Raw genomic sequence first — 25,594 nt, 5'->3', positions numbered from 1 at the left:
TCATCTATGTAGATGGCAGCTACATAGATGGAGACTCCCATGTTCATCGGCAGGAGAGCCGAGCTGGCGCTGCTGGACAAGCGCCTGGCCCGGGTCAGGGAGACGGGCGCGGGAGTCGCCCTCGCCCTGCGCGGGCGGCGGCAGGTCGGCAAGTCCCGGCTCGTCCAGGAGTTCTGCGATCGCGCCGGGGTCCCCTACCTCTTCGCGACGGCGACCAAGGGCGCCTCACCGGTCGACGCCGTGGCGTCGTTCCTGTCCGACCTGCGGGAGTCGGAACTGCCCGCGCAGCCGGACCTGGTCCCGGCCGGGTCGGGAGGGAACTGGCCGGACACGTTCCGCGCGCTGGCGGCCGTGCTGCCCGCGCGGCCGTGCGTGCTCGTCCTGGACGAGGTGCCCTGGCTGTCGGAGCAGGACGGCCTGTTCGAGGGCGCCCTGCAGACCGCCTGGGATCGCCTCCTGGCGCCGCGCCCCGTCCTGCTGCTGCTCCTGGGCAGCGACCTGCACATGATGGAGCGCCTGACCGCCTACGACCGCCCCTTCTACGGCCGCGCGGACAACCTGGTGCTCGGCCCGCTCAACCCCGCCGACGTCGCCGGCGGCCTCGGCCTGGACGACGCCGCCGCCGTCGACGCCCACCTGGTGACCGGGGGGCTGCCCGGCATCGTCCGGACGTGGCCACGGGGCCTGTCACCCCTGGAGTTCCTGCGCCGGGAGGCCGGCGACCCGGGCGCGGCGGTGTTCGGCGTCCCCGAGGCGGCCCTGATGGCCGAGTTCCCGAATCCCGACGTCTCGCGCCGGGTCCTGGAGGCGGTCGGCGCGGGCGACCGTACCCACGCCAACATCGCGGCCACCGCGGGCAACCGGGGCGCCTCGCTGCCGTCCGGCACGCTCTCCCCGCTGCTGCGCCGGCTCACGGAGGAGAAGCGGGTCCTGGCCCTGGACGAGCCCGTCTCGACCCGGCCGGGCAAGCCGGGGCTGTACCGGGTCGCCGACAGCAGCCTCCGGCTCTACCTGGGCGTGCTCCGCGCCGTTCAGGAGCAGGCGCGGCGCGGGCGGCCGGAGGCGGGCTTCCGGCTCATCGAGCGCCGCTGGCCGGCGTGGCGGGGACGCGCGGTCGAGCCGCTGGTGCGGCAGTCGCTGGAGCTGTCCCCGCGGCTCCCGTGGCCGGAGGTCGAGGCGGTGGGCGGCTGGTGGAACCGCCGTTTCGACCCCGAGGTCGACCTGGTCGGCGCCGACCGCGCCCCGATCGCGGGGCAGGTGCGCTTCATCGGATCGATCAAGTGGCTGAACTCCCCCTTCGACGCCCACGACCTCGCCGCCCTGAGTCGCTCGGCGGCCCAGGTGCCCGGCTACGACCCCGCCTCCACCGGCCTGGTCGCCGCGGCGCTCAACGGGCTGGCGCCCGGCCTCGGCCCGCGGGCTGTGGATCTTCTGTGGACCCCGCGGGAGGTCATCGAATCCTGGCGCTGACGCCACTTTTTGTCAGTGTGACAAAAACCTACCGTGGGCCCATGGCCGACGACGACTGGGAGCCGCCGAGCGTGTTGCTGGCGGTCGATCTGGTGATCTTGACATTGCGTGCGGACCGCCTGCACGTGCTGCTCATCGAGCGCGGCATCGAGCCCTTCGCCGGCGCCCTCGCCCTGCCGGGCGGATTCCTGCGCGACCTCCGCGAGGACATCCCCGCCGCCGCGCGGCGGGAGCTCGCCGAGGAAGCGGGGCTGGTGGACGTCCCGCACCTGGAACCCCTCGGCGTGTACGGCGAGCCGGGCCGCGACCCCCGCGGCCGGGTCGTCTCGGTCGCCCACCTGGCCATCGCCCCGCGCCTGCCCGAACCCACGGCCGGGACCGACGCCTCCGGCGCCCGATGGGAACCCACCGGCCCCGTCCTGACCGGTCGGGTGCCGCTCGCCTTCGACCACGGGCGGATCGTGGCCGACGGCGTCGAACGCGCCCGCCGCAAGCTCGAGCACTCCGCTCTGGCCACCGCCTTCTGCGGCGAGACCTTCACGATCTCCGAGCTTCAGCAGGTGTACGAGGCGGTGTGGGACGTCCGCCTGGACCCCCGGAACTTCTACCGCAAGGTGCAGAGCGCCCGGGGCTTCATCGTCCCCGCCGGCCCGGCCCGGCGCACCGAGAACGGCCGCCCGGCTCGGTTGTTCACAGCGGGCCCGCAGCAGGCGCTGCATCCGCCGATGGCCCGCGCGAAGGACCTCTGACCACTCACCACGCCCGAAGGATGCGTGCACCGATGAACGAGCGTCCCCTAGTGCTCCTCACCGCCCTGGACCTGGAATACCAGGCCGTCCGGCAGTACCTCACCGGCCCTCGTCCGCACCGCCACCGTGCCGGCACCCGCTTCGAGGTCGGCCGGCTCGGCCGCAGCAGGGTCGCCCTCGGCCTCGTGGGCAAGGGCAACCACCCCGCGGCCGTGCTCACCGAACGGGCGATCGCCGAGTTCGACCCGTTCGCCCTGCTGTTCGTCGGCGTCGCCGGCGCCCTGTGGCCGGACGTACGGCTCGGCGACGTCGTGGTCGCCACCCATGTCTACGCCTACCACGGCGGCACCAGCGAGGACGACGGCCTCAAGGCCCGGCCACGCGTGTGGGAGGCGCCGCACGCCACCGACCAGCTCGCCCGCGAACTGGTCAGGAGCCGGTCGTGGACCAGCCGGCTGCCCGAGGGCGCCGCCGTACCCGAGGTGGTGTTCGGGCCGATCGCGGCCGGTGAGGTCGTGCAGGACTCGGCCATCTCCGCGCAGGCCCGCTGGGTCCGGCAGACCTACAACGACGCGGTCGCGATCGAGATGGAGGCGGCCGGCGTCGCCCAGGCGGCCCACTACAACATGTCCCTGCCGATGGTCGTGATCCGCGGCGTGAGCGACCGGGCCGACGGGACCAAGAGCACCACCGACGGCCGCGGCTGGCAGCCCAGGGCCGTGGCCAACGCGGCGGCGTTCGCCGTCGCCCTCGCCGAAGCGCTCGCCCAGGACCCCTATCTCGCGAAAACGGAGGGCACCACCATGACGGACCAGGTCAAGAACGTCGCGAGCGGCCACGCGAGCGTGGGCGTGCAGGCCGGGCAGATCCACGGGAACGTGACCGTCGGCGCGCCGTCCCGGGCCGCGCTCGACTGGGCGGCGCAGCTCGCCGAGCTGCGGGAGCGGCTGGCGAAGGCGCGCACGGCCGGGGAGGTGGACGAGGGCACGTTCGCCGCGGCCGCGGACGAACTCGCCGTGGTGGAGACGTCCATGGAGCCGCCCGCCGAGCAGAGCAGGGCGCTGCTCGCGCTGAAGAAGCTGCGCGGGCTGCTCATGGACGTGACCGAGCTCGCGGCGCGGGTGACCGCGATCATCGCGGCGATCCGGGGCGCGTGATGAACGTCGCGGAGGACACCGCCACCGTGGGCGTGCAGGCGGAGACCGTTCACGGCGATGTCACCGTCTACCAGATACCGGCCGACCCCACGCCGGAGGAGAGGTTCGCGGGTGGCGTCCACCGGCTGCTCGGCGGCATGGCGGACGAGGCGCGCGAGCCCATCAAGCAGGCTGTCGCGGACGGGTACGTCACCGGGCGATCCTGCTTCTACCTGATACTCGCGCTGCTCAGCGGGCGGACGGTCCAGCAGCTGTCGAAGGACGATCTCCACCTGCTGCACGACGTGCGGGGCAAGCTCACCGAGCCGCCCAGCAGGTGGACCGACGCGATCAGGGTGGTGAACCGCATCCTGCTGGCGCTGGAGAAGGATGCCGACGCCGACGCGGTCGAGGACGAGCTCAAGGTGCTTGACGCCGATCTGAGGGAGGAGGTCCAGCGGCACCTCGAGATCTTTCTCAACGGCCCGGTCCAGGCCAAGATCTGGGCTCGCGTGTTCGACGCGGCGAAGGAGGAACGCCTCGCGAACGAGCGGCTGGAACGAGCCTGGAAGTTCTTCCACGCCGACCCCGCCCCACCACGCGTGCGCCGCGCCCGCCCGGTCACGATCACCGTGGGCGCCTGGGTGCTGACCGTCGCCTCCACCGTCCTCGCGGCGGGGACGCTCGCCTACCTCGCCGCGCTGGCCTGGCAGAAGGCGATTCCCGCCCTCCTGCTGTGCGCGGCCGGGGCCTGGGTCTTCGGCAGACATGCGGCAATCTGGCGGTTCCGGGCCCAGCGCCGGTGGGCCACGGATCGGGCCTACGACCCGGCCAGGTCACGCCCGGCCCCCATCGTGGACCGGAGCTTCGTCAGGAAGCTCGACCACCAGCTCCGCCGGTACTTCCGGCGCTATCTCCCGGTGGGCGCGGAGCGGGAGCGCTGGCTCGCCGAGACGGCCGGCATCCGCCAGGCGCTGCGTGACGAGGTCGCGGAGCTCTACCGGGAAGACAGGATCCCCGCCGATCGCGTCATCTGGCTGATCCGCCATCTCGTCTGCGACGTCAGGGATCGGTGGGAGCGGGGGACCCTGTGGGCGTATCGCGAGCAGTTGCGGATCCCCTTCTCGGTCAAGGCCCGATGCGTGCTCGGCGCGGCCGCCCTGGCCACCGGGGCCGGGATGCTGGCGTGGAACGCGATCCAGGTGAACCCGTTCGCGGCCGTGCTCGGACTGATCCTGGGCGCTGCCGGCGGGTGGTTCTCCGGCTTCGGGTGGGTCGGCTTCGCCGTGGAGCGCAGGCGGCACCGCGCCGACAAGGAGGTGGCCGACCGGCAGCGCGCCGACCGGCAGCGCGACTTCGAGCGCTGGACCGCCAAGCTCGCGGGCAAGCCGGCCGACCAGGAGATGGCCCACTGGCTGGAGTGTGATCGCAAGGCGCTGATGGAGAAGGCGATGCGGCACTACAAGCTGGAGGCCAAGGACATCATCACCCATGCCTTCATCGAGGCCCCCGCCTTCCCCTGCAAGAGGGCCAGCGTCCCCGACGGGCCGTGGCGCTACAGCCGCTACACCCTGCTGGTCTTCCTCCTCACCGCCGACGGCGTCCGGCAGATGAGCGCCGTGCTCGACTTCGAGAAGGCCGGCTTCCACGGTCAGCGGCGGGACAACTACCGCTACGACCAGGTCGGCGCCGTCCACGTCAGTCAGGCCGACGACGGCTACCTGACCTTCGAGCTGACCCTGGTCAACGGCAAGGAGATCACGCTGGAGATCAGCGGGCCCGATCCGGACGCCGACGAGCCGGAGGAGGAGGACGAGCGGACCGTGAACCAGGTGACGCTCGACACCGCCGGCCTCGGGAACACCCTCCACGTGCTCGAGGGCATCGCGGCAGAGGGCAAGGAATGGATCGCGCAGGAGCGCAGGCGCGAGGAACGCCGCCTGCCCCTCCTCGCCGACGCCACCGCCGGGCTGCTGGCCTGACCGCCGGCTCAGAAGCCGCACAGGGTGCGGATGTCGCGGCAGGCGCCGACGATGCGGTCGATGTCCTGGTCGGACAGGGCCGCGTGCAGCGACAGGCGGACCAGGCCGCGTTCGCCGGAGCCGGCGGGCGGGAAGTGGGCCGCGCCGTACACGCCGCGTTGTTCGAGCAGGTCGCGGGCGAGGATGACGTCGGTGTCGCGGCCGGCGCCCAGGGCGAGGATGTGGGCGTGGCCGGGTTCGAGGTCGTAGCCCATGGCGGTGAACTCCTGGCGCAGGCGGCGGGTGATCTCGCGCAGCCGGGTGCGGCGCCAGTCTTCGGCCTTGACCAGGGACAGGGTGGCGGACAGGCCCGCGAGGTCGTGCGGGAGGAGGGGGGAGCTGAAGACGGCGGGGTAGGCCAGGTGGCGGAAGTACGGGACGAACTCGGGGCGGTCGCAGACGATCAGGCCGGCGCGGCCGGGGATGGCCTTGGCGAGGCTGGCGGTGCGGAAGTCGGCGCCCACCCGGGCGGCCAGGCCCTCTCCGCGGGCGCCGTGGGTGCCCAGGGAGTGGGACTCGTCGACGACCAGGAGGCAGTTGTGGGCGCGGGCGGCCTCGGCCACGTCGGCCAGGGGGCAGATGGCGCCGTCGGTGCCGTAGACGGCGTCGACCGCGATGACGCCGGAGCCGTGCTTGGACAGGTGCGCGAGCAGGTCGTCGACGTCGTTGTGGCGGAAGCCCACGACGGGGGCGCGGGCGCCGCGGGCGCCTTCGCGGAGTGAGCGGTGTGCGCGTTCGTCCAGGTAGACGGGGATGTCGCGGTCGGCGATGAGTTGCATGAGGCCGGTGTTGGCGGCCCAGCCGGAGGGGCAGAGGACGGCGGCCGTGGCTCCCAGGAAACCGGCGAACTCGGCTTCCGTTCTGTCCTGTCTCTGGTGTACGGCGGGCGTGCGCAGCGCGTGGGTCATGGCGGCCACGATGGCCGGGTGGTGGGCCAGCGCCAGATAGTCGCCGCCGGTGAGGATGATGGCGTCGGGGTCCTGCTCGCGGCGGGTGAGCATGAGCCGGCCGGCCCAGGTGCCCGAGACACGTTCCAGGTGGAAGGCGTTGAGCCGCTCGTCGAGCCGGTCCGGGGCGCTGGGCATGGCGACCCCTTCTGTGCGTCAAGGGATGGTAACCGTGTGCGATCGAATGGATGCCCGGAGTCATCATCGTCAAACGCCGACGCGGGTCAAGAAAGGGGGAGGGGGCGGCCGACGATCGCGTATTCCTCGTAGCCGCCGGGGAAGACGAAGCGGGTGAGCAGGTCGGTGAAGCCGAGCGTGCGGTAAAGGTGACGGGCGGCGGTGGGACGGTCGTGGGTGGACAGGACGCCCGCGCGTTCCTTGCGGCCCGCGCAGAGCGTGTTGATCATCGCCCGGCCGATGCCGTGGTCGTGGAAGTCCGGGTGCACGTGGATCTCGGCGAGTTCGAAGGCGTCGCCGAGCCAGGCGTCCGCCGCCTCGCAGCCGGATTTCTCGGCCAGCGCCCGGTAGACGACGTCATGCCACCACTGCCCGGACGTTCCGTGGAAGCCGTAGGCGAAGCCGACCACGCGTGGCAGATCCTGCGCGTCCGGCTCCTCCCCCAGGTCCACGGCTCCCGCCCGCGGTTCGGGGACCTCGCGCAGCTCGGCGAAATAGCACTGGAACAGCGGATAGGTGCTGTGGTTGTGCATGATGCCCTTACGACCGGTGATCTGCTCGGCAGGAGGCCGCATGGCCGCCGTGTAGACGTCGATCACCGTGTCCAGGCGCTCGACGAACTCCGCCGGTCCCGCGCCGCGAAACTCGATCACCCGGCGCACGCTACTCCACGTCCACCGGTGTGCCACCCGTCATCTGCAGCAATTCCCCGAACGTGGTGGGAAAAACGGTGTGCGGATGGCCGCCCGCCGCCCACACCACCTCGTGCTTGTCCAGCCAGGTGTCCACCAGGGTCCGCACCGGGGCCGGATGACCCACGGGCGCCACTCCGCCGATCGGCTGGCCCGTCGCCTCCCGCACGAACTCCGGCGTGGCCCGCCGTACCTTCCGAACCCCGGCCGTGCGGGCGATCAGCTCGGTGTCCACGCGGTGCGCGCCGCTCGTCAGCACCAGCAGCGGCACCCCGTCGGCGTCGAAGATCAGGCTGTTGGCGATGGCCCCGACCTCGCATCCCAGCTGCGCCGCGGCGGTCGCGGCCGTAGGCGCCTTCTCCGGCAATATCACGATCTCGCCCGTCGCACCGAGTCCTCGCAGGACGTCGGCCACATGGGCGGCGTTGGACGGCAACTTCTCCGGCATGCCGCCACTCTAAACAGGTTGACCCTTCGATTACCTCGACATGGTGGTGGTGTAGGGTCCCTTGATTCGATTGTTAATGATATGAGGGGAGATACACGTGGGGGGACGTCGTCGGCGCGGGGCCCTCGGCCTAGCAACTCTCCTGACGGCAGGAGCCGTCGCGCTCACGGGCTTCGGTACGGCCGGCGCCGCGGCAGCCGCGCCCGTGACCACGGCGGTGACGGCCCCGACCGGCTCGCAGGCGGAGACGGTCGTGGCCCCGGACAAGGCGCTCAAACTCGGTGCCAAGGGCAAGAACGTCGTATGGCTGCAGAAGCGGCTCAGGGAACTGGGCTACCGCCCGGGCAAGGCCGACGGCAAGTACGGCGGCACGACCCTGGCGGCGGTGTGGGCCTTCCAGAAGGTCAACGGCATCAAGCCGACCAGCACGGTGGCCGGCCGTACCTGGAACGCTCTGGAGAACCCGAAGGCGCCCAAGGTCCTGGTGAAGAACGGCAAGCCCACGCGCGCCGAGGTGAACCTGAAGACCCAGATCATGGTCCTGTATGTGAAGGGCGAGCCCGCGCTCATCACCCACGTCTCGTCCGGCAGCGGCGTGCCGTACTGCGAGACGACGACGTGGCAGGGCAAGTCGCAGCGGTTCTGCGGCTCGGCCAGGACCCCGACGGGCGACTACAAGACCACCTGGCGGCGCAGCGGCTGGCACAAGAGCTACCTGGGCCAGCTGTACAACCCGATCTTCTTCAACGGGGGCATCGCCTTCCACGGGGCGCTGTCGGTGCCGTTGTACCCGGCTTCGCACGGGTGCGTCCGGCTGCCGATGAACGTGGCCGGGGAACTGCCCGGGCTGCTCGGCAAGGGCGTCCCGGTGCACGTCAAGGGCGCCTTCAGGCGCTGAACCCGGGCCTTCGGGCACGGAATCCGTGAAGGGGAGCCCCGCCCGGGGCTCCCCTTCCGGCTGTCAGGCGACCTCTGCGGGCGGCGCCGTCCAGGTGTTGCACGAGCCCGGGTCACCGGAGGCGTACCCCCGGCCCAGCCAGGCGCGGACGTTGGCCGTCTTGCCCCAGAGCCGCTCGTACCCCGCGACGTCACCCTGCAGCAGCTTCTGCAGGTACTTCCAGTCTCGCGAGCTGCGCCCCTCGAGCGGGGAGACGCTCTTGATGAACACCCCCGCCAGGCAGTCGGCCTGCAGGTTGTAGCGGCGCAGCCGCTCGGCGCGCTCGGCCTTGCTGTCGTAGAACGCCTCGGAGTCCACGTTGTACACGATGTCGGTCAGGCGCTGGACGTGGTTGGCGTACCGGGCGGCCGTGATGTACATGAGGAACAGGTCCGACGGGTCCTCCAGCACGGTCTTGCCCAGCTTGACCACCACGGCGCGAGGGTCGTGGCAGTAGACGCTGTCGGAGTCCGTCCTGGCCTCGATGCCGCAGTACGACCCGGTCACGAACTTGAGCCGGGCCCCCTCGAAGGCCACCCCGGTCTCCGACAGAGGCGACTCCCAGGCGGCCTCCAGGCACTGCATGACCGTGCCGATGTAGTGCTTGGCGTCCCCGCGGTTGCCCGGCCGCACGACCGGCTCCTCGCAGGTGGACTTGGGCAGCTTGCCCAGGCGGTACAGGACGTTGTCGGTGAGCACCTTCTGTTTGACCGGATACGCAGACGCCGCCGCCCCCGTCCCGCCCAGGCACAGGGTCGCAGCGCATGCCAGGACGGTGATCAGACGAAATTTCATGACCGGAGCCTAGGGGATCTACACCCCCACGGGCTGGGCCGGATGGTTGAGCCGCTGGAAGACCTCGGCCGAGGCGCTGGAGCGGTTGAACGTGATGAAGTGGATGCCCGGCGCCCCTTCGTCCAGCAGGCGCTGGCAGAGTTCGGCGCCGTGGTCGATGCCCAGGCGGCGGACGGCGGCCGGGTCGTCGGCCACCGCCTCGAAGCGGGCGGCGACGTCCGGCGGGAACGGGGCGCCGGACAACTGCTCGGAGCGGGCGATCGTGCTCATCTGGGTGACCGGCATGATGCACGGGATGATCGGCGTGTCACAGCCCTTGGCCGCCACGCGGTCGCGCAGGCGCAGGTAGTCCTCGGCCTGGAAGAACATCTGCGTGATCGCGTAGTCGGCGCCGGCCCGGCACTTCTGGACGAAGTAGTCGGTGTCGGAGTCGATGGACGGCGACCGGGGGTGCTTGTAGGGGAAGGCGGCCACGCCGACGCAGAAGTCGCCGGCCTGGCGGATCAGCCGGACGAGTTCCTCGGCGTACAGCACGCCCTCGGGGTGCTGGACCCACTCGCCGGACGGGTCGCCGGGCGGGTCGCCCCTGACCGCGAGGATGTTGCGGACGCCCGCGTCGGCGAAGCGGCCCACCAGGTGGCGCAGCTCGCGCACCGAGTGGTTGACCGCGGTGAAATGCGCCACAGGGGTCAGGGTGGTTTCGTGGGCGACTCGTTCGACGATGTCGACGGTGCGGTCGCGGGTGGTTCCGCCCGCGCCGTACGTGACCGAGACGAAGGTCGGGCGCAGCGACTCCAGCTCGCGGATGGCCCGCCACAGCTGCCGCTCGCCCTCGTCGGTCTTCGGCGGGAAGAACTCGAACGAGAACGACCGCCCGCCGGAGGCGAGCAGCTCTCGCACGGTGGGAACACGATCGGGCAGGATGGAGGGTCGACCAAGCGCCATGCCCCAAGGTTACCGCGCACGGGCCGAGCGGAGATCTGAGCCTGGTGCACCGCCCGTTAGTCTCATGGACATGACCACTGACGCCCTGCGCCAGCAGGTGGACCGTTCGCTCAGGCTGTTCGTCGACCGGCAGGAGCCTGCCTTCGGCAACCCCGGCCTGGAGCCGCTGCTCGCGGCGGCGCACGATCTGCTGGCCGGGGGCAAGCGGCTGCGGCCGGCCTTCTGTTACTGGGGCTGGCGGGGCGCCGGTGGTGCCGACCTTCCCGGCATTTTCGCCGCGGCGGCCTCGCTGGAGCTGCTGCAGGCCAGTGCGCTGGTGCACGACGACGTCATGGACAAGAGCGATCTGCGGCGCGGCATGCCGTCGGCGCACCGGCGGTTCCAGGCCCTCCACGAGAAGGGGGGCTGGCACGGCTCGGCCGAGCAGTTCGGCGAGGGGGCCGCGATCCTGCTGGGCAACCTCATGCTCATCTGGGCCGGGGAGATGTGGCGCACCAGCGGGCTGCCGCCCGAGTCGCTGGCCGCCGCGCAGCCGCTGCACGACCACATGCGCACCGAGCTGATGTGCGGGCAGTACCTCGACCTGCTGGAGCAGGCCCACGGGGAGAACACGTTCGACTCGGCGCTGCGGGTGGCGCTCTACAAGAGCGGCAAGTACTCCGTGGAGCAGCCGCTGCGGCTCGGGCTGGTGCTCGCCGCGCGGGCCGAGGAGCCGTGGATCGACGAGCTGTGCGTCGAGTACGGCAGGCGCGTCGGCATCGCCTTCCAGCTGCGCGACGACGTCCTGGGCGTGTTCGGCGACCCGGCGGAGACCGGCAAGCCGGCTGGCGACGACCTGCGGGAGGGCAAGCGCACGATGCTGGTGGCGCGGACCCTGGCCGCCGCCTCCGCGCGGGACGCGCAGGTCGTCCGGCGGCTGCTCGGCGACCCGGCGCTGGACGAGCGGGGCGTGGCCACGCTGCGCGGCATCATCGAGGACACCGGCGCGCTGCGCGAGTGCGAGAACCTGATCGCGACCTACCTGGACGAGGCGCTGGCCGCGCTGGACAAGGCGCCGATCACCGACGAGGCGCGGAAGGCCCTGGACGACCTGGCCGTGGCCGCCACCTCGCGCACGTTCTGAAACTGCGCTGAAGCAGGCCCGGGTGCCGGACCGGCACCCGGGCGGGGTCGGATGTCAGATGCCGGCCGCCAGCCGTTTGGCGAACTCGGCGGCCGCGGCGCCCGGATCGGCGGCCTCGGTGATGGCGCGCACGACCACGACGCGGGTCACGCCGTGCGCACGCACCTCGTCGAGGTTGTCCAGGTCGATGCCGCCGATGCCGAACCAGGGCCGGTCACCGCCCAGCGCCGCCGCGTGCCGCAGCAGCGCGGGCCCGGGCGCGGGGCGGCCGGGCTTGGTCGGCGTGGGCCAGATGGGGCCGCAGCAGAAGTAGTCGACGCCCGCCTCCACCGCGGCGGCGGAAGCCTCCGTGGCGGAGTGGGTGGACCGTCCGATGACGATGTCGTCGCCGAGGATCTCTCGGGCGACCGGCACGGGAAGGTCGTCCTGCCCCAGGTGGAGCACGTCGGGGCGGGCGGCGTGGGCGATGTCGGCCCGGTCGTTGACGGCCAGCAGTGTGCCGTGCCGGTCGCAGGCGTCGCGGAAGACTTCCAGGAGGGCGAGCTCTTCGCGTGCCTCCAGGCCCTTCTCCCGCAACTGGATGATGTCCACGCCGTTGGCGAGCACGGCGTCGAGGAAGTCGGCCAGGTCGCCGCGTCCTCGCCGCCCGTCGGTGCAGAGGTAGAGCCGGGCGTCAGAAAGCGAGGGCTTGGGCACGCCTCTTGACCTCTGTGTGGCGACCGGCCTTGATCGCGTCAATGGGGGCTCCGGGCAGCGATGCGTCCGGGGTGAACAGCCAGCGCAACGACTCGATGTCGTCGTAGCCGGCGTCCTGCAGGACGGTCAGCGTGCCGGGCAGGCCCTTACGTACTTCCTTTCCGTCGAGGAAGACCGCGGGCACCTGGGGCCCGCCGCTGCCTCGCCGTACGCCGAGGAGCTTGTGGTCTTTGAGGAGCTGCTTGGCCCGCCCGATCGTGAGATCGAGGCGTGCGGCCACTTCGGGGAGAGTGAGCCACTCGTCGACGAGCTGCTCCGTCTCCCGGTCGATCTGTGCAACAGAAAGCGTCACGAAACCACAACTACCACATGGCGTGCTTGCTCAAACAACACAATCCCGTAGGGCGACGTCCGGATCTACCAGGCGTTCCGCGTCCAGCCGGGCCCCGGCTTCGATGAGGCGGCGGCCCTGGACGAGGTCGCGCGGGCGATCGGCGGCCAGGACGGCGGTGATGCGGTCGTCGGCGGTGAGCCAGACGACTGACCACTTCTGGCCATCGCGGTGGACCAGGCGCGCGCCCGCCGGGTGGTAGCCGGCGTACTGGAGCATGTGCCCGAACTGCTCCGACCAGAAGTACGGCACCGGGTCGTACACCGCCTCCTCCCCCAGCAGCGTGGCGGCGGCCACGTCGGGGGCGTTCAGGGCGGTGTCCCAGTGCTCGACGCGCATGCGGGTGGCGAAGCGGCGCGACCACCAGTTGGCGCAGTCGCCGACGGCCACGACGCCGGGCATGGAGGTGCGCAGGTGCTCGTCGGTGACGACGCCGTTGTGCAGGTCGAGGTCGGCGTCGGCGAGCCATTCGAGGACCGGGCGGGCGCCGATGCCGGAGACGACGACGTGCGCGGGCAGGAACTCGCCGCCGACCAGTTCGACGCCGCCCTCGACGACCTCGCTGACCATGGTGTTCAGGCGCAGGCCGATGCCGTCGTACCAGGGCAGCGTGCGGGCGCCGAGCTCGCCGATCGCGTGGGCGAGCGGCGTGGCGGCGGCCTCGATCACCGTGACCTCGCACCCCGCCTTGCGGGCGGCGGTGGCCACCTCGGCGCCGATCCAGCCCGCGCCGGCGACGCAGACGCGGGCGCCGGGCACGAGCGCGGCGCGCAGCACGTGCGCGTCGTCGAGTGTGCGCAGCACCAGCTGGGGGCCCTCACCGGGCAGCCGGATCGGCTCCGAGCCGGTCGCGATCACCAGGCCGTCGTAGGCCAGCTCGCCCTCGGTCGTCTCCACGAAGCCCGCCCGCAGGCCCTTCGCGGCCACCCCGGGCCGGAAGTCGACGCGCAGCGCGGCCAGGTCGGTGTCGACGAAGCTGTCGTCGCTCGTGCCGAGCAGCACCGCCTTCGACAGCGGCGGGCGGTCGTAGGGCCGGTGCCGCTCCTCGCCCAGGAGCGTGATCCTGCCGTCATACCCGCGCCCGCGCAGCGACTCGACGCTGCGCACCCCGGCCAGGCCGGCTCCCACCACCACGACGTGATCCACGGTTCCGACCCTACCGGGGCCGTTCGCGGGCGGGTGCGGCGAGGCCGTAGGCTGGGGGTGCAAGACGCGCGGGAGTCCGGCCGTCACCGGGCTGAGAGGAAGGCATCGATCGGGCCTTCGACCGCAAGACACCTGATCCGGATCATGCCGGCGAAGGGAGCGGACATGGACGTGATCGTGGGCGGGGGCGTCGCCGGGCTCAGCGTGGCCTGGCGCCTGGCACGGGCCGGGCGGCCCGTCACCGTCGTGGACCCCGCGCCCGCCTCGGGCGCCTCCCACGCGGCCGCGGGCATGCTGGCGCCGGTCAGCGAGGTGACCTTCACCGAGGAGCCGCTGCTGCGCCTGGGGGCGGCCTCCCTGGCCCGATGGCCCGCCTTCGCCGCCGAACTGGCCGCCGACGCCGGGCTGTCGTCGCCGGCCGACCTCGGCTACCGCGCGGACGGGACGCTGGACGTGGCCTTCTCCGCCGACGACCTGGCCGCGCTGGACGAGACCGCCGGATTCATGGAGAAGCTGGGGCTCCGGGTGCAGCGGCTGACCGGCCGCGAGTGCCGCCGCCTGGAGCCCATGCTGGCGCCGTCGGTGCGCGGCGGCCTGCTGGCCCCGGACGACGCGTGGGTGGACCCGCGCCGGGTCACCGCCGCGCTGCTGACCGCGCTGGAGTGGCTCGGGGTCGCGGTGGTGCGGGCCCGGGCCGGGGAGCTGGTGCGGGACGAGAGGGGCGTGCGCGGGGTACGGCTGAGCGCGGGTGCCGGCGATTCGTGGGTACGGCACGGCGGTCCGCGGGCACGGCAGGACGATCTTGAGGTACGGCAGGGCGGCCGGGGGGCTTCGCGGGGCGGGGCGTCCCGGGACGGGTCTTACCCGGAGGAGATCGGCGCGGAGCGCGTGGTGCTGGCGGCGGGGGCGTGGAGCGGCGGGCTGGCTCCGGTCCCGGTGCGGCCGGTGAAGGGGCAGATCATGCGCCTGCGCTCCCCCGAGCCCCTGCTGGGCCGGTGCGTGCGGGGGATGGTGCACGGGCAGCCGGTGTACCTGGTGCCGCGCGGCGACGGCGAGCTGGTCGTGGGGGCCACACAGGAGGAGCTGGGCTTCGACACCCGGGTGACCGCGGGCGGGCTGTACGAGCTGCTGCGCGATGCGCGCGAGCTGGTGCCCGGGGTGACGGAGCTGGAGGTGGCCGACGTCGTGGCGGGGCTGCGGCCGGGCACGCCGGACAACCTCCCGCTGATCGGGCCCGGCGGCGAACCGGGCCTGTTCCTGGCCACGGGTCACCACCGCGGCGGCGTCCTGCTGGCCCCGCTCACGGCCGCGATCCTCCTGGCCGGGATGACGGCCCCGGGTGCCCGGGCGGCCCCGAGCGCCGCGGACGTTACGGCACACCGGGGTCCGGCGGCCCTGGCAGGCCCCGCAGATCCGGTGGACCAGACGGACCCGGCCGGTCCGGCAGGCCGGATGCGCCCGGCAGAGCGGGCGGACCCGGTGGACCCGGCCGGTCCGGCAGGCCGGATGCGCCCGGCAGAGCGGGTGGACCCGGCCGACCCGGCGGGCCGGACGAGCCCCGCAGGCCGGGTGCCGGCAGCCCGGGTGGACCCGGCAGGCCGGGTGGGCGGGGATGCCCTGGTGGGGCCGGATGCGGCGGTGGCGCGGGATTTGGTGGCGTTGTGTTCGCCCGGGCGGTTCGGGAGCTGACGGCGTCCTGTCCACGGCCAAGCCGGGACACCCTCCAAGATTTCACCCTGAAAGGGGATATTTCATGAATGTGCTGATCAATGGCACCCCCCACGAGGTGCCCCAGGGAACGACGGTGGCGCAAGCCGTACAGACGCTGACCCAGGCCACCACCGGCGTGGCCGTCGCCGTCAACGACGAGGTGGTGCGGCGAGGCGCGTGGGAGACCACCGCGCTGGCCGACCGCGACCGGGTCGAGGTGCTCACGGCGGTGCAAGGTGGATGACCTGATCCTCGGCGGCGAGAAGTTCTCCTCCCGCCTCATCATGGGCACCGGCGGCGCCCCTTCGCTGGACGTGCTCGACCAGGCGCTGGCCGCCTCCGGCACCGAGCTGACCACCGTCGCCATGCGGCGCCTGGACCCCGGCGCCCCCGGCTCGGTCCTGGACGTGCTGCGCGAGCGCGGCATCAAGGTGCTGCCCAACACCGCGGGGTGCTTCACGGCCGGGGAGGCCGTGCTGACGGCGCGGCTGGCCCGTGAGGCGCTGGGGACCGACTGGGTGAAGCTGGAGGTCATCGCGGACGAGCGGACGCTGCTGCCCGACCCGATCGAGACGTTCGACGCCGCCGAGCGCCTGGTGGCCGACGGCTTCGTGGTGCTGCCCTACATCGGCGACGACCCGGCGCTGGCCCGGCGGCTGGAGCAGGCCGGCTGCGCGGCGGTCATGCCGCTCGGGGCGCCCATCGGCTCCGGGCTGGGCATCCGCAACCCGCACAACATCGAGCTCATCGTGGAGGCCGCCTCGGTCCCGGTCATCCTGGACGCCGGGATCGGCACCGCCAGCGACGCCGCCCTCGCCATGGAGCTGGGCTGCGACGCCGTCCTGCTGGCCACGGCTGTCACACGGGCGCAGCGGCCCGACCTGATGGCCGCGGCGATGAAGGGGGCCGTGCAGGCGGGACGGCTGGCGCGGCGGGCCGGGCGGATCCCGCGCCGCCGCTACGCCGAAGCGTCATCCCCCATGCACCCATAGTGACAAGGAAACGCCACGTAATGGCATCGGTTTCGGATGGTCAGGCCCCTCCAGTCGCAAAACGACCGTAAACTCGGCGGCGTGGACACGACGACCGCGGACCCCCTCGTCGGGCGGCTGCTCGACGGGCGCTATCGCATCGAGTCCCGGATCGCCCGGGGCGGGATGGCGACCGTCTACCTGGCGCTGGACGTCAGGCTCGACCGCACGGTCGCGCTGAAGGTCATGCATCGTTCCCTCGCCGAGGACCCCGCGTTCGTCCGCAGGTTCATCGGCGAGGCCAAGTCCGTGGCGAGCCTGTCCCATCCGAACGTGGTGCACGTCTTCGACCAGGGCACCGACGGCGACGTGGTCTACCTGTCGATGGAGTACGTGCCGGGCAGGACGCTGCGCGACATCCTGCGCGAGCGCGGCAGGCTGCCCGCCCGCGAGGCCCTGGAGATCATGATCCCGGTGCTGGCCGCGCTCGGCGCCGCCCACCAGGCCGGGATGGTCCACCGCGACGTCAAGCCGGAGAACGTCCTGCTCACCGACGACGGCCGGGTCAAGGTCGTAGACTTCGGCCTGGCCCGCGCCATCGAGGCGACCAACCAGACGCGCACCGGCGTCATGATCGGCACGATCGGCTACATGTCGCCCGAGCAGGTCACGACCGGCGGCGCCGACGTGCGCAGCGACGTGTACGCCGCCGGGATCATGCTGTTCGAGCTGGTCACCGGGCAGCAGCCGTACGACGGCGAGACGCCCATGTCGGTGGCCTACCGGCACGTTCACGACAGCGTGCCGCCGCCCTCGCGCCTGGTGCCCGAGACGCCGCCGCTCATCGACACGCTGGTCCTGCACGCCACCGCCCGCGACCCGCAGGACCGGCCCGCCGACGCCACCGCGATGCTCGTGTCCGCGGTGGACGCCCACCGGATGCTGCCGCGCCACTCCAGCCCGCCGTACGCCGGGGGCTCCGGCGCCCACGCCGCGCCGGGGCCGCAGGCCGCCTCCGGCGCCCACCCGGCGACGGCGCCCAGCCCGCACGCCGCCGGCCACACGCTCATCCAGCCCCGCACCGGCCTGCACACCACGCCGCCCGAGCCTCCGCGCCCGCGGGGCAAGGGGTTCAAGCCCAACTGGTTCCTGATCGTGCTGAGCGTCGTCATGGTCGCGGCCGTCGCGCTGACCGGGGCGTACTTCTCCCAGGCCCGCTATGTCAAGGTGCCCGACCTGGTCGGCAAGAACCTCGACGTGGCCATCGGCAACGCCCGCGGGCTCGGCTTCGTGGTGAAGACCGCCGAGGGCCGCAACGACGAGAAGCTCGGCAAGGGCCTCGTGCTCGCCACCGACCCCGTCGCCGGGGCCGAGCTGGAGGAGGGCTCGACGCTCACGCTCGTGCCCTCGCTGGGGCCGAAGCGGGTGACCGTACCCAAGACGCAGGGCATGGGCGAGGCCGACGCCCGCGCCGCCATCGCCGCGGCCGGGCTGCAGGTCGGCACCGTGCGGCGGGTGGAGAACCTCGAGGTGCCGCGCAACACCGTGATCCGCTCCTCCCCCGACGTGGGCGAGCAGGTCAAGGAGAATGCGAAGGTCGGGCTGTTCGTCAGCGCCGGGCTGATCATGCCGGACGTGAGCGGCATGCCCAAGGACGAGGCCGCCGCCTATCTCGGCGAACGCGGCTTCCCCGTGCAGGTCAACGAGGTCGCCGACGACGCCGAGCCGTGCACCGTGATCGCGCAGAGCCCCAAGGCCAAGAGCGAGGTGGACAAGGCCACCCCGGCGCAGCTGACGGTCTCGCGCTGCGGCGACTTCCTCGACTGGTTCCGCAACGGCGACAACGAGGCCAGGGACGACACCGAGTTCCGGATCGTGCCCCAGGTGATCGGCAAGACCGTGCGCGACGCCAAGAGCGAGCTGGAGGCGCAGGGCTTCCAGGTCAGGATCCGCAACCTGCTGGGCGGTGACGTGGTCAAGTTCCAGCGCCCCGCGCCCCTCAGCGAGCGGCCGCCCGGGTCGCAGGTCTTCCTCTGGCGGTGAAACCTTTCGCCGTCCCGGACTGTAGGTGAGGTGAGGGTCCGAGGCGGAGGTGGGTCGTGCGGGTGGCTGCGGTGCTGGTCGCGGTGGTGATGGTGGCGGGGTGCACATCCGGTACGGCAGGCGGCGTCCGTCCGGGTGCCGTGGCGCCTGCGGATCGGCTCATGCCGCCGGTCTCCGGGGTGCCGCTGGTCGCCGGCGGGTTGCGGCTGCTGGTGACCGGGCCCGGCGCGTTCCTGCTCGACGTGGACTCCGGGCGGCGGACCGCGATCCACGGCCTGCCGGAGGGCAGCGAGTACCGAGGGTTCGTCGCCGGGCGGCGGATCGTGATCGGCGCGTTCACCCCGGGCGTGGCCGGGCCGGAGCGGCTCCACGTGCTGGACGGCACGCGGGCCAGGCCGCTGGCCGAGGGGCAGTGGGCGTTCGCCGCGCGGGACGGGCTCGGGGTGTGGGTGATCCGGCAGGCCGGAGGCGAGCGGTGTGAGGTGCGGGAGCTGGGGTTCACGGGCAGGCCGCGGCGGCCGGGCTTCCCGCTCCGCTGCGACGCGGCGCCGTTCGCCGACTCCGCGCTGGGGCTGCTGGTCAACCGGGCCGACGGGCGGATGGAGGTGCTCGACCGCAGGACGGGGGCGCCGACCGGCAGGTGGCGGGCCGTACCGGGGTGGCAGGTGCTCGGCGCCACCCCGCGGGCGGCGCTGACCCGATCGGTGGGGCGGCCGGCCCGGGAGCGGCTGAGCCTGCTGGACCCGGCCACGTTCCGCTCGGCCGGGGTGCCGGTGCCGCCGACCGAGGGGCGGCCGGTCGTGGGGACGCCGGATCCCGGCGGGCGGAGGATGGCGGTCAGGTTCGTCGATCCGGCCTTCCCGGGGCCGCGGCAGTACCTGGACGTGTGGGTCCTCGATCTGCGCACCAGGACGTGGAGCAGGGTGCCCTCGATGCCGGCGCCCGCCGCGATCAAGACCGTGGCCATGGGCTGGACTCCGGACGGGCTCCTGGTGGTGACCGGTGACTTCATCATGACGGACCAGGTTCACCCGGCGGAGTCCGACTACGCGACGCTGGTGCTCGCCTGGCGGCCCGGGGAGACACGGGTGTCACTCAAGCGGCTGCCGATCGGACGGCGCCACCTGGCCGAGCTCGTCCCGTAGCAGCGGCCCTAGGAGCACAGCAGGTCCGCGCCCGCCTGGGCGATGGCCTTGATGACGGTGAGGTCCTGGGCGGCCTCCAGGGTGGTGGAGACCGCGACGTGCCGGCGCCCGTCGAGCGTGCTGATCGTGGCCGAGGTGAACCCGGCGGCGCCGCCGTTCGTCTGCACGAGCTTCCCCCCGCAGGGCGGGGGCGGCGGCGCTGGAACGCCCTCGGGCGGGTCGGTGATCACCTTCTGCAGGCCGGCGGGCAGCAGCTCGCCCTGGATGAAGGCGGCGCGGTAGGCGGCCATGTCCCGGGCGGTGGAGATCACGCCTCCGGCCCCGTGGCCCCAGCTGGCGTTGAGCCGGTCCATGTCGTGCAGGGTGCCGTCGGGTCCCGGCGTGTACCCGTGGCCGTGGGGCCCCTTGATGCCCTCGGGCGGCCGGACGGGCAGGTAGGTCCCGGTCATGCCGAGCGGCCGGAACAACCGGCGGTCGAACTCGGCGGCCAGGCTCCGGCCGGTGATCCGCTCGATGATCATGGTGAGCAGCGTGTAGTTGGCGCTGGAGTAGGAGAACCTCTCCCCCGGCTCCTGGGCGCGGGGCTGTGAGCGGGAGACCTTCATGAGGTCGGCGGGCCGGTAGTAGGTCGTGGTGTCGAAGACGTCCACGAGGCCGGGGCGGAACCACTCGGGAACCCCGGAGGTGTGCCGGATCAGCTGCCGGACGGTGATCTCCTCGGCCCGCTCGACCAGGTCCTTCTCGGCCACGACCGGCAGGACGGCGCTGAGCTTGTCGTCCAGGCCGAGCCTGCCCTCCTTCATCAGTTGCAGGGCCACGGTCGCGGTCATGCCCTTGGTCTGGGAGCCGATCCGGTAACGCGCGCCGGCCGGGATCGTCCCGCCGCGGCCGTCGAGCAGGCGCGATCCGGCGCTGCCCCGCCCGGCGCGCTTGCCGTCCACGTACATCTCCGCGATGGCCCCCAGCACCCCCGGGGTGGCCGCCAGCCTCTCGGCCACCGTTTGCACGTCGGGCCGGGTATGGGCCTGGGCGGGCTGGGCCGCGCCCAGCAGCAGCACCGCGCAGGCCAGAGCGGCGTATCTCATCACGATGATCCTTTCCTCGCGTGGCGGTTCGAGGATCTTCGCCGGGGTGCTAACTCCCGATAAGGACCATCCGGAGATAGTCGATCATGTCCCGTCTGCGGGCGAACCGGCTGCGGTAGAGGGGGCCCGGCTCGCCGCGGCGGATGCGCAGCCCCTCGCGCACGATGCGATGCCAGCGCTCGTCGTAGGCGCCGAGCGCCCACGCTCCGGCGGCGCCCTTGGAGGTCACCTCTCCGGCGGCCAGCGTGTGCCGCAGGCGGGTGGCGCCGAGCACGCCCCAGGTGATGCGGAAGTCGAGCAGCCCGACCGCTCCGGCCAGGCCGAACGGCCGCGCGCTCCGGTCGGTCCAGCGCTGCCAGTAGGTGCGGAGGTTGTTCTCGGTGAAGGCGGCGAGTTTCTCCCAGTCGGTGTAGATCTCGGGTTTCTCCGGCCCGCGTACGGCGACGCCGCCCTGCTTGAGCGTGTGCCAGGTGACGAGGTGGCGCTCGTTCGCGGCCGACTCCCGGATCCGCTTGCCGAGGACGTGCGGGCCCGGCGGGCACAGGCCGGGGTCCTTGGCCAGGTCCGCCCAGCTCACGTACGGGCCGTCGAAGTCGGGCCGCACGCCTTTCTCCCGCAGCTCGGCGTGGATCCGCCGCACGGCGGCGAGGTCGGGGGGCGCGGCTGTCACCGCCACGAAGTCCACGTCGCTGTGTCCCGGCACGTAGTCCCCGAGCGCGACGGACCCGGACAGGTAGAGCCCTTCCACGAGCCCGGGAGCGTGCCGGTCGGCCAGCTCGAGATAGAGGCGGCCGATCTCGATCGGATCATTCATCCGCGACAAACTAGCGCAATCGACCCGCCTCCAGGGTCAGGCAGAGGTCGGCGTCCAGGGCGGCCCCGCGGTCGTGCGTGGCCTGGACGACGGTCGTCCCCTGCGCCACGGCCGCCGCCAGCACCTCGCGGATGCGCTCGCGGGCGGCCTCGTCCACGCCGGTGGCGGGCTCGTCGAGCAGCAGCACCTCCGCCTCCTGGGCCAGCCCCTGGGCCACGAGCACCCGCTGGCGCTGCCCGCCCGAGAGCGTGCCGAACTGGCGCTCGGCCAGGTCGAGCACGCCGAGCTCGGCCAGGCGCCGGTCCACGGCCGCGCGATCACGCCGGGTCGCCGGCCGCCAGGGCCCGCTCCACCGGGCCATGGCCACGACCTGGCGCACGGTGATCGGCATGGCCCGGGCGGCCGGGCCGTCCTGGACGACCAGGGCGCAGCGCCCCGGCAGGCTCAGGTGGCCGCTCATCGGGCGGACGAGCCCGGCGAACACGCTCAGCAGCGTGGACTTGCCGCTGCCGTTCGCGCCCATGACGACGGTGTGCCGGGCCCGCGGCACGACGGCGGTCAGGTCGTGCAGGACGGCGCGCCGCCGGTATCCGGCCGTGAGGGCTCGCATCTCGATCATGAAATTTCCTGACTTGAAATTGATAATGGTTTTCATTGTAGAGTGCCGGGCTATGGAATGGTTGTCCGATCCCTTCCAGGTGTCCTTCGTACGGCAGGCACTGTGGGCCGGGATCCTCGTGTCGTTTCTGTGCGCCCTGGCGGGCACATGGGTGGTTCTGCGTGGCATGGCGTTCCTGGGCGACGCCGTCTCCCACGCCCTTCTCCCCGGCGTGGCCATCGCCGCGCTGCTCGGCGGCAGCATCCTGGCCGGGGCCGCGGCCGGCGCCGCGGCCATGGCGCTGGGCGTGACCGCGCTCGGCCGCTCCCCCCGGCTCTCCCAGGACACCGGCATCGGGCTGCTGTTCGCCGGGATGCTGGCGCTGGGCGTCATCGTCGTCTCCCACTCGCGCTCGTTCGCCGTGGACCTGACCGGCTACCTGTTCGGCGACGTGCTGGCCGTACGCGCCGAGGACCTGCTGCTCATCGGCGCGGCGCTGACCCTGGCCGCGCTGGTCTCCCTGCTCGGCCACCGCGCCTTCACCGCGCTGACCTTCGACCCGCGCAAGGCGCACACGCTGGGGTTGCGGCCCGGGGTGGCGCACGCGGCGATGCTGGGCCTGATCACGCTGGCCGTGGTTGCCTGCTTCCACGTGGTGGGCACGATGCTGGTCTTCGGCCTGCTCGTCGCGCCGCCCGCCGCGGCGCTGCTGTGGGCGCGGCGGGTGCCCGCGGTCATGCTCGGCGCCGCGCTCATCGGCAGCGCGGCGACCGCCGCCGGGCTCCTGCTGTCCTGGCACCTCGGGACCGCGGCCGGGGCGACGATCACCGCCGTCGCGGTGGCCGCGTTCTTCGTCTCGGCGCTGGCCCGCCGCCTGATCGGGGGCGCCGCGTGAAGGCGTTCGGTACGGCTTGCGCCGCCCTCCTCCTCGCCTCCTGCGCCACGGTTCCCCAGGCGACGGCGGCCCCCGAGACGCCGCACGGCTACGTGGCCGGGGCCGAGGAGGTGGCCGAGCCCCAGCCCAGGCTCGTGCTGGCCGACCCGGGCACCGGCGCCGTCCACGTCCTGGACCTGACCACCGGGGAGGTGACCCTGGTCGCCCACGTCCCCGGGGCCGACGGCATCGGCGGCGACGGCCGCCACGCCTACCTGAGCGCGGGCGGCCGGACGGTCCGCGCGGTGGACGGCGGCTCCTGGACCGTCGACCACGGCGACCACAAGCACCACTACCGCACCCGGCCCCGCGACCTCGGCCCCCGGACGGACGGCGCCCCGCCGCGCACGCGCACCTGCGAGAAGACGGACGCGGGCAGGCTGTGCCTGACCCGCGACGGAACCCTGCGCGCCTACGACCGCAAGGGACGCCAGCGTGCCCGGGTCAAGCTGCTCACGCCCCCGATCGGCGGCGCCACCGTCCAGGCCGACCCGGCCCGCGCCTACGTCAGCGACCCCCGCGGCAGGGCCGTACACGAGATCGACTACCGCGACGGCCTGCGCCGGGCGCGCACGTTCCGGCTCGGCTTCACGCCCGGGCTCATGGTGGAGACGGGCCGATGAGACGCGTCCTGTCCTGCCTCCTCCTCGTGCTCGCCCTGGCCGGGTGCGGCCGATCCCCCGACGCCGACGTGGTCGTCACCACCAACATCCTCGGCGACCTCGTCCGCGCCGTGGCGGGCGGGGAAGCGACGGTCAGCGTGCTGATGAAGGCCGACGCCGATCCCCACTCCTTCGGCGTCTCCGCGGCCCAGGCCGCCGGGCTGGAACGCGCCCAGCTCATCGTGCACAACGGCCTCGGCCTCGAGGAAGGCGTGCTGCGGCACGTGCGGGCGGCCCGGCGCACGCCCGCGCTCGCGGTCGCGGAGGGCGTGGGCCCGATCGGGTCCGACCCGCACTTCTGGACCGACCCCCGCCGCGTCCGCCGGGCCGTGGACCTGATAGCCGCCCGGATCGCGGCGGAGGTGGACGGCGTGGACGCCGCCGCGATCCGGGCCAACGCCGAGGCGTACAAGAAGCGGCTGGACGACCTGGACGCCTGGATCGGGGCGCGGGTCGCGACCGTGCCGCCGGAACGCCGCAAGCTCATCACCAACCACCACGTCTTCGGGTACTTCGCCGCCCGCTACGGCTTCACCGTGATCGGGGCGGTCATCCCGAGCGGAACCACGCTGGCCTCCCCCAGCGCCGCCGACCTGGCCGGGCTCAGCCGGGCCGTGCGCGCCCACCGGGTCGGCGCGATCTTCGCCGACTCCTCCCACCCCGACCGCCTGGCCCGGGCGCTGGCCACCCAGGCCGGGCTCGACGTCCGGGTCGTCCCCCTCTACTCGGAGTCGCTGACCGCCCGCGGTCCCGCCTCCACCTATCTCGGCCTCATGCGGGCCAACACCGACGCCATCGTCACTCACCTGAAAGGCTCCCCATGACGAAGTCCCTCCTCGCCGCCGGGCTGCTGGCCGCCCTGTGCGCCTGCGGCACACCCGCGCAGGCCGGTGCGAACCCCCTCGTCCTCACCTACGACGGCGGCCTGTACGTCCTGGACGGCGACCGGCTCACCCTGTCCAAGGACCTGCCGCTGCCCGGCTTCAACCGGGTCAATCCGGCCGGGGACGACCGGCACGTGCTGGTCTCCACCGCCACCGGGTTCCGCGTGCTCGACGCCGCCGCCGGCGAGCTGAAGGCCGACGAGTTCAAGGCGGCCGAACCCGGCCACGTCGTACGGCACGCCGGCAAGACCGTCCTCTTCGCCGACGGCAGCGGCGTGGTCACCAGCTTCGACCCGGAGAAGCTGGGCGACGGCCTGCCCCCGGTCACGACGTACACCGCGGCCGCGCCCCACCACGGCGTCGCGGTCGAACTGGCCGGCGGCGAGCTCGTGGTCACGCTGGGCACCGAGAAGGAACGCCGCGGCATCGCCGTACTGGACGCCGCGCGCAAGGAGAAGGCGCGCGACGAGAGCTGCCCCGGCGTGCACGGGGAGGCCACCGCCCAGGGCGAGGCGGTCGTCGTCGGCTGCGAGAACGGCGTCCTGCTGTACAAGGACGGCGCCATCCGCAAGATCGCCAGCCCGGACCGCTACGGCCGGATCGGCAACCAGGCGGGCTCCGAGCGCTCCCCGATCGTCCTCGGCGACTACAAGAAGGACCCCGGCGCCGAGGTGGAACGCCCTCAGCAGGTCTCGCTCATCGACACCGCGACGGGCACGATGAAGCTGCTGAGCCTGGGCACCAGCTACACCTTCCGCTCGCTGGGCAGGGGCCCGGCCGGAGAAGGGCTGGTCCTGGGCACCGACGGCCGCCTGCACGTGATCGACCCGGCGGCGGCCAAGGTGGTCAGGAGCATCCCGGTGCTGGGCGCGTGGAGCGAACCGGCGGACTGGCAGCAGCCCAGGCCCGCGCTGTTCGTGCGCGGCGGCACGGCCTACGTCAGCGACCCGGCCAAGCGGCAGGTGCACGCCGTCGACCTGGCCGCGGGCAAGACGACCCGCACCACGACGCTGCCCAAGCCGCCCAACGAGCTGAGCGGCGTGGCCTGACGGTCCGGCGGCCCGGCGGTCAGGCG

At 73.0% G+C, this 25,594-nt stretch carries 25 protein-coding genes, 1 pseudogene and 1 riboswitch; of the genes and pseudogenes, 15 read left to right on the top strand and 11 right to left on the bottom strand.

Annotated elements, in window-relative coordinates:
* The first annotated feature begins 39 nt into the window (after positions 1 to 39).
* The 4 genes from FVE25_RS01735 to FVE25_RS01720 are packed head-to-tail and all read left to right on the top strand — an operon-like array spanning position 40 to position 5,337.
* The gene (locus FVE25_RS01735; RefSeq protein WP_219825262.1) at positions 40 to 1,470 is read left to right on the top strand and encodes an AAA family ATPase; all 1,431 of its coding nucleotides are present in this window, start codon (positions 40 to 42) and stop codon (positions 1,468 to 1,470) included.
* Positions 1,471 to 1,511: 41 nt separating this feature from the next.
* On the top strand, positions 1,512 to 2,219 hold the full coding sequence (locus FVE25_RS01730; RefSeq protein ID WP_157244586.1) for an NUDIX hydrolase: 708 nt from the start codon (positions 1,512 to 1,514) through the stop codon (positions 2,217 to 2,219).
* A 32-nt stretch (positions 2,220 to 2,251) separates the two neighbouring features.
* On the top strand, positions 2,252 to 3,376 hold the full coding sequence (locus FVE25_RS01725) for a 5'-methylthioadenosine/S-adenosylhomocysteine nucleosidase family protein (protein ID WP_157244585.1): 1,125 nt from the start codon (positions 2,252 to 2,254) through the stop codon (positions 3,374 to 3,376).
* Positions 3,376 to 5,337 (top strand): hypothetical protein, encoded by a 1,962-nt coding sequence (locus FVE25_RS01720; RefSeq protein WP_157244584.1) that lies wholly within the window; start codon positions 3,376 to 3,378, stop codon positions 5,335 to 5,337. The genes FVE25_RS01725 and FVE25_RS01720 overlap by 1 nt, the downstream gene beginning before the upstream one ends.
* 8 nt (positions 5,338 to 5,345) lie before the next feature.
* Here FVE25_RS01720 and FVE25_RS01715 read toward each other — a convergent pair whose 3' ends face one another.
* The 3 genes from FVE25_RS01715 to FVE25_RS01705 all read right to left on the bottom strand — a co-directional run bounded on the left by FVE25_RS01715 (position 5,346) and on the right by FVE25_RS01705 (position 7,640).
* Positions 5,346 to 6,461, bottom strand: a complete 1,116-nt coding sequence (locus tag FVE25_RS01715; protein ID WP_157244582.1) for an aminotransferase class I/II-fold pyridoxal phosphate-dependent enzyme — start codon at positions 6,459 to 6,461, stop codon at positions 5,346 to 5,348.
* Positions 6,462 to 6,547: 86 nt separating this feature from the next.
* Positions 6,548 to 7,153, bottom strand: a complete 606-nt coding sequence (locus FVE25_RS01710) for a GNAT family N-acetyltransferase (protein WP_157244581.1) — start codon at positions 7,151 to 7,153, stop codon at positions 6,548 to 6,550.
* Between the two features lie 10 nt (positions 7,154 to 7,163).
* A complete protein-coding gene (locus FVE25_RS01705; protein WP_157244579.1) occupies positions 7,164 to 7,640 on the bottom strand; it encodes a YbaK/EbsC family protein in 477 nt (158 codons plus the stop codon).
* 97 nt (positions 7,641 to 7,737) lie between these two features.
* Here FVE25_RS01705 and FVE25_RS01700 point away from each other — a divergent pair, with 97 nt between their 5' ends.
* Positions 7,738 to 8,538 carry a L,D-transpeptidase family protein gene (locus FVE25_RS01700; protein ID WP_157244577.1) on the top strand — a complete coding sequence of 267 codons (801 nt, stop codon included), beginning with the start codon at positions 7,738 to 7,740 and terminating at the stop codon, positions 8,536 to 8,538.
* Positions 8,539 to 8,601: 63 nt separating this feature from the next.
* Here FVE25_RS01700 and FVE25_RS01695 read toward each other — a convergent pair whose 3' ends face one another.
* Both FVE25_RS01695 and metF read right to left on the bottom strand, forming a co-directional pair.
* On the bottom strand, positions 8,602 to 9,372 hold the full coding sequence (locus FVE25_RS01695; RefSeq protein WP_157244575.1) for a neutral zinc metallopeptidase: 771 nt from the start codon (positions 9,370 to 9,372) through the stop codon (positions 8,602 to 8,604).
* An 18-nt stretch (positions 9,373 to 9,390) separates the two neighbouring features.
* Positions 9,391 to 10,317 carry a methylenetetrahydrofolate reductase [NAD(P)H] gene (metF, locus tag FVE25_RS01690; RefSeq protein ID WP_157244574.1) on the bottom strand — a complete coding sequence of 309 codons (927 nt, stop codon included), beginning with the start codon at positions 10,315 to 10,317 and terminating at the stop codon, positions 9,391 to 9,393.
* 70 nt (positions 10,318 to 10,387) lie between these two features.
* Here metF and FVE25_RS01685 point away from each other — a divergent pair, with 70 nt between their 5' ends.
* Positions 10,388 to 11,440 carry a polyprenyl synthetase family protein gene (locus tag FVE25_RS01685; protein ID WP_157244573.1) on the top strand — a complete coding sequence of 351 codons (1,053 nt, stop codon included), beginning with the start codon at positions 10,388 to 10,390 and terminating at the stop codon, positions 11,438 to 11,440.
* A gap of 54 nt (positions 11,441 to 11,494) precedes the next feature.
* Here FVE25_RS01685 and thiE read toward each other — a convergent pair whose 3' ends face one another.
* From thiE to FVE25_RS01670, 3 genes are read right to left on the bottom strand one after another with little or no spacing between them, the layout of a single operon-like run.
* Positions 11,495 to 12,136 carry a thiamine phosphate synthase gene (gene thiE / locus FVE25_RS01680; protein WP_157244572.1) on the bottom strand — a complete coding sequence of 214 codons (642 nt, stop codon included), beginning with the start codon at positions 12,134 to 12,136 and terminating at the stop codon, positions 11,495 to 11,497.
* A complete protein-coding gene (locus FVE25_RS01675; RefSeq protein WP_157244570.1) occupies positions 12,114 to 12,488 on the bottom strand; it encodes an Rv2175c family DNA-binding protein in 375 nt (124 codons plus the stop codon). The genes thiE and FVE25_RS01675 overlap by 23 nt, the downstream gene beginning before the upstream one ends.
* Positions 12,489 to 12,518: 30 nt before the next feature.
* The gene (locus FVE25_RS01670) at positions 12,519 to 13,673 is read right to left on the bottom strand and encodes an NAD(P)/FAD-dependent oxidoreductase (protein ID WP_157244569.1); all 1,155 of its coding nucleotides are present in this window, start codon (positions 13,671 to 13,673) and stop codon (positions 12,519 to 12,521) included.
* 58 nt (positions 13,674 to 13,731) lie between these two features.
* Positions 13,732 to 13,849, top strand: a riboswitch (TPP riboswitch).
* Here FVE25_RS01670 and FVE25_RS01665 point away from each other — a divergent pair.
* The 5 genes and pseudogenes from FVE25_RS01665 to FVE25_RS01645 all read left to right on the top strand — a co-directional run.
* Positions 13,818 to 15,002 (top strand): annotated as a pseudogene (locus FVE25_RS01665) (FAD-dependent oxidoreductase); the annotation flags it as partial. It overlaps the preceding riboswitch by 32 nt.
* Positions 15,003 to 15,426: 424 nt before the next feature.
* On the top strand, positions 15,427 to 15,627 hold the full coding sequence (gene thiS, locus FVE25_RS01660) for a sulfur carrier protein ThiS (RefSeq protein WP_157244568.1): 201 nt from the start codon (positions 15,427 to 15,429) through the stop codon (positions 15,625 to 15,627).
* Entirely contained in the window at positions 15,620 to 16,375 is a 756-nt protein-coding gene (locus FVE25_RS01655) for a thiazole synthase (protein ID WP_157244566.1), read from the top strand. The genes thiS and FVE25_RS01655 overlap by 8 nt, the downstream gene beginning before the upstream one ends.
* 81 nt (positions 16,376 to 16,456) lie before the next feature.
* On the top strand, positions 16,457 to 18,397 hold the full coding sequence (gene pknB, locus FVE25_RS01650) for a Stk1 family PASTA domain-containing Ser/Thr kinase (RefSeq protein WP_181019418.1): 1,941 nt from the start codon (positions 16,457 to 16,459) through the stop codon (positions 18,395 to 18,397).
* 56 nt (positions 18,398 to 18,453) lie between these two features.
* A complete protein-coding gene (locus tag FVE25_RS01645; protein ID WP_157244563.1) occupies positions 18,454 to 19,542 on the top strand; it encodes a hypothetical protein in 1,089 nt (362 codons plus the stop codon).
* Between the two features lie 8 nt (positions 19,543 to 19,550).
* Here the strand turns inward: FVE25_RS01645 and FVE25_RS01640 are convergent, their stop codons facing one another.
* Genes FVE25_RS01640 through aztA form a run of 3 tightly spaced genes read right to left on the bottom strand, consistent with a single transcriptional unit; the run spans position 19,551 to position 22,060 of the window.
* Positions 19,551 to 20,627, bottom strand: coding sequence for a serine hydrolase domain-containing protein (locus FVE25_RS01640; protein WP_157244562.1), 1,077 nt, complete (start codon positions 20,625 to 20,627; stop codon positions 19,551 to 19,553).
* A 49-nt stretch (positions 20,628 to 20,676) separates the two neighbouring features.
* On the bottom strand, positions 20,677 to 21,441 hold the full coding sequence (locus FVE25_RS01635; RefSeq protein WP_157244560.1) for a nucleotidyltransferase domain-containing protein: 765 nt from the start codon (positions 21,439 to 21,441) through the stop codon (positions 20,677 to 20,679).
* Between the two features lie 10 nt (positions 21,442 to 21,451).
* Positions 21,452 to 22,060: a zinc ABC transporter ATP-binding protein AztA gene (aztA, locus tag FVE25_RS01630; RefSeq protein WP_157244559.1), complete on the bottom strand. Its 609-nt coding sequence runs from the start codon at positions 22,058 to 22,060 to the stop codon at positions 21,452 to 21,454.
* Positions 22,061 to 22,112: 52 nt separating this feature from the next.
* Between aztA and aztB the strand changes: the two genes are divergently transcribed.
* The 4 genes from aztB to aztD are packed head-to-tail and all read left to right on the top strand — an operon-like array spanning position 22,113 to position 25,568.
* Positions 22,113 to 22,934: a zinc ABC transporter permease AztB gene (aztB, locus tag FVE25_RS01625; RefSeq protein WP_157244557.1), complete on the top strand. Its 822-nt coding sequence runs from the start codon at positions 22,113 to 22,115 to the stop codon at positions 22,932 to 22,934.
* Positions 22,931 to 23,596, top strand: coding sequence for a hypothetical protein (locus FVE25_RS01620; protein ID WP_157244555.1), 666 nt, complete (start codon positions 22,931 to 22,933; stop codon positions 23,594 to 23,596). Before aztB ends, FVE25_RS01620 begins: the two co-directional genes overlap by 4 nt.
* Entirely contained in the window at positions 23,593 to 24,459 is an 867-nt protein-coding gene (locus tag FVE25_RS01615) for a metal ABC transporter substrate-binding protein (protein ID WP_157244554.1), read from the top strand. The genes FVE25_RS01620 and FVE25_RS01615 overlap by 4 nt, the downstream gene beginning before the upstream one ends.
* The gene (gene aztD / locus FVE25_RS01610; RefSeq protein ID WP_157244553.1) at positions 24,456 to 25,568 is read left to right on the top strand and encodes a zinc metallochaperone AztD; all 1,113 of its coding nucleotides are present in this window, start codon (positions 24,456 to 24,458) and stop codon (positions 25,566 to 25,568) included. Before FVE25_RS01615 ends, aztD begins: the two co-directional genes overlap by 4 nt.
* Positions 25,569 to 25,594: the final 26 nt, after the last annotated feature.

It is taken from the genome of Nonomuraea typhae (assembly GCF_009760925.1).
GTDB lineage: Bacteria > Actinomycetota > Actinomycetes > Streptosporangiales > Streptosporangiaceae > Nonomuraea > Nonomuraea typhae.
Note: the sequence above shows the minus strand (reverse complement) of the source record. Positions and strands in the feature narration are given on the sequence as shown.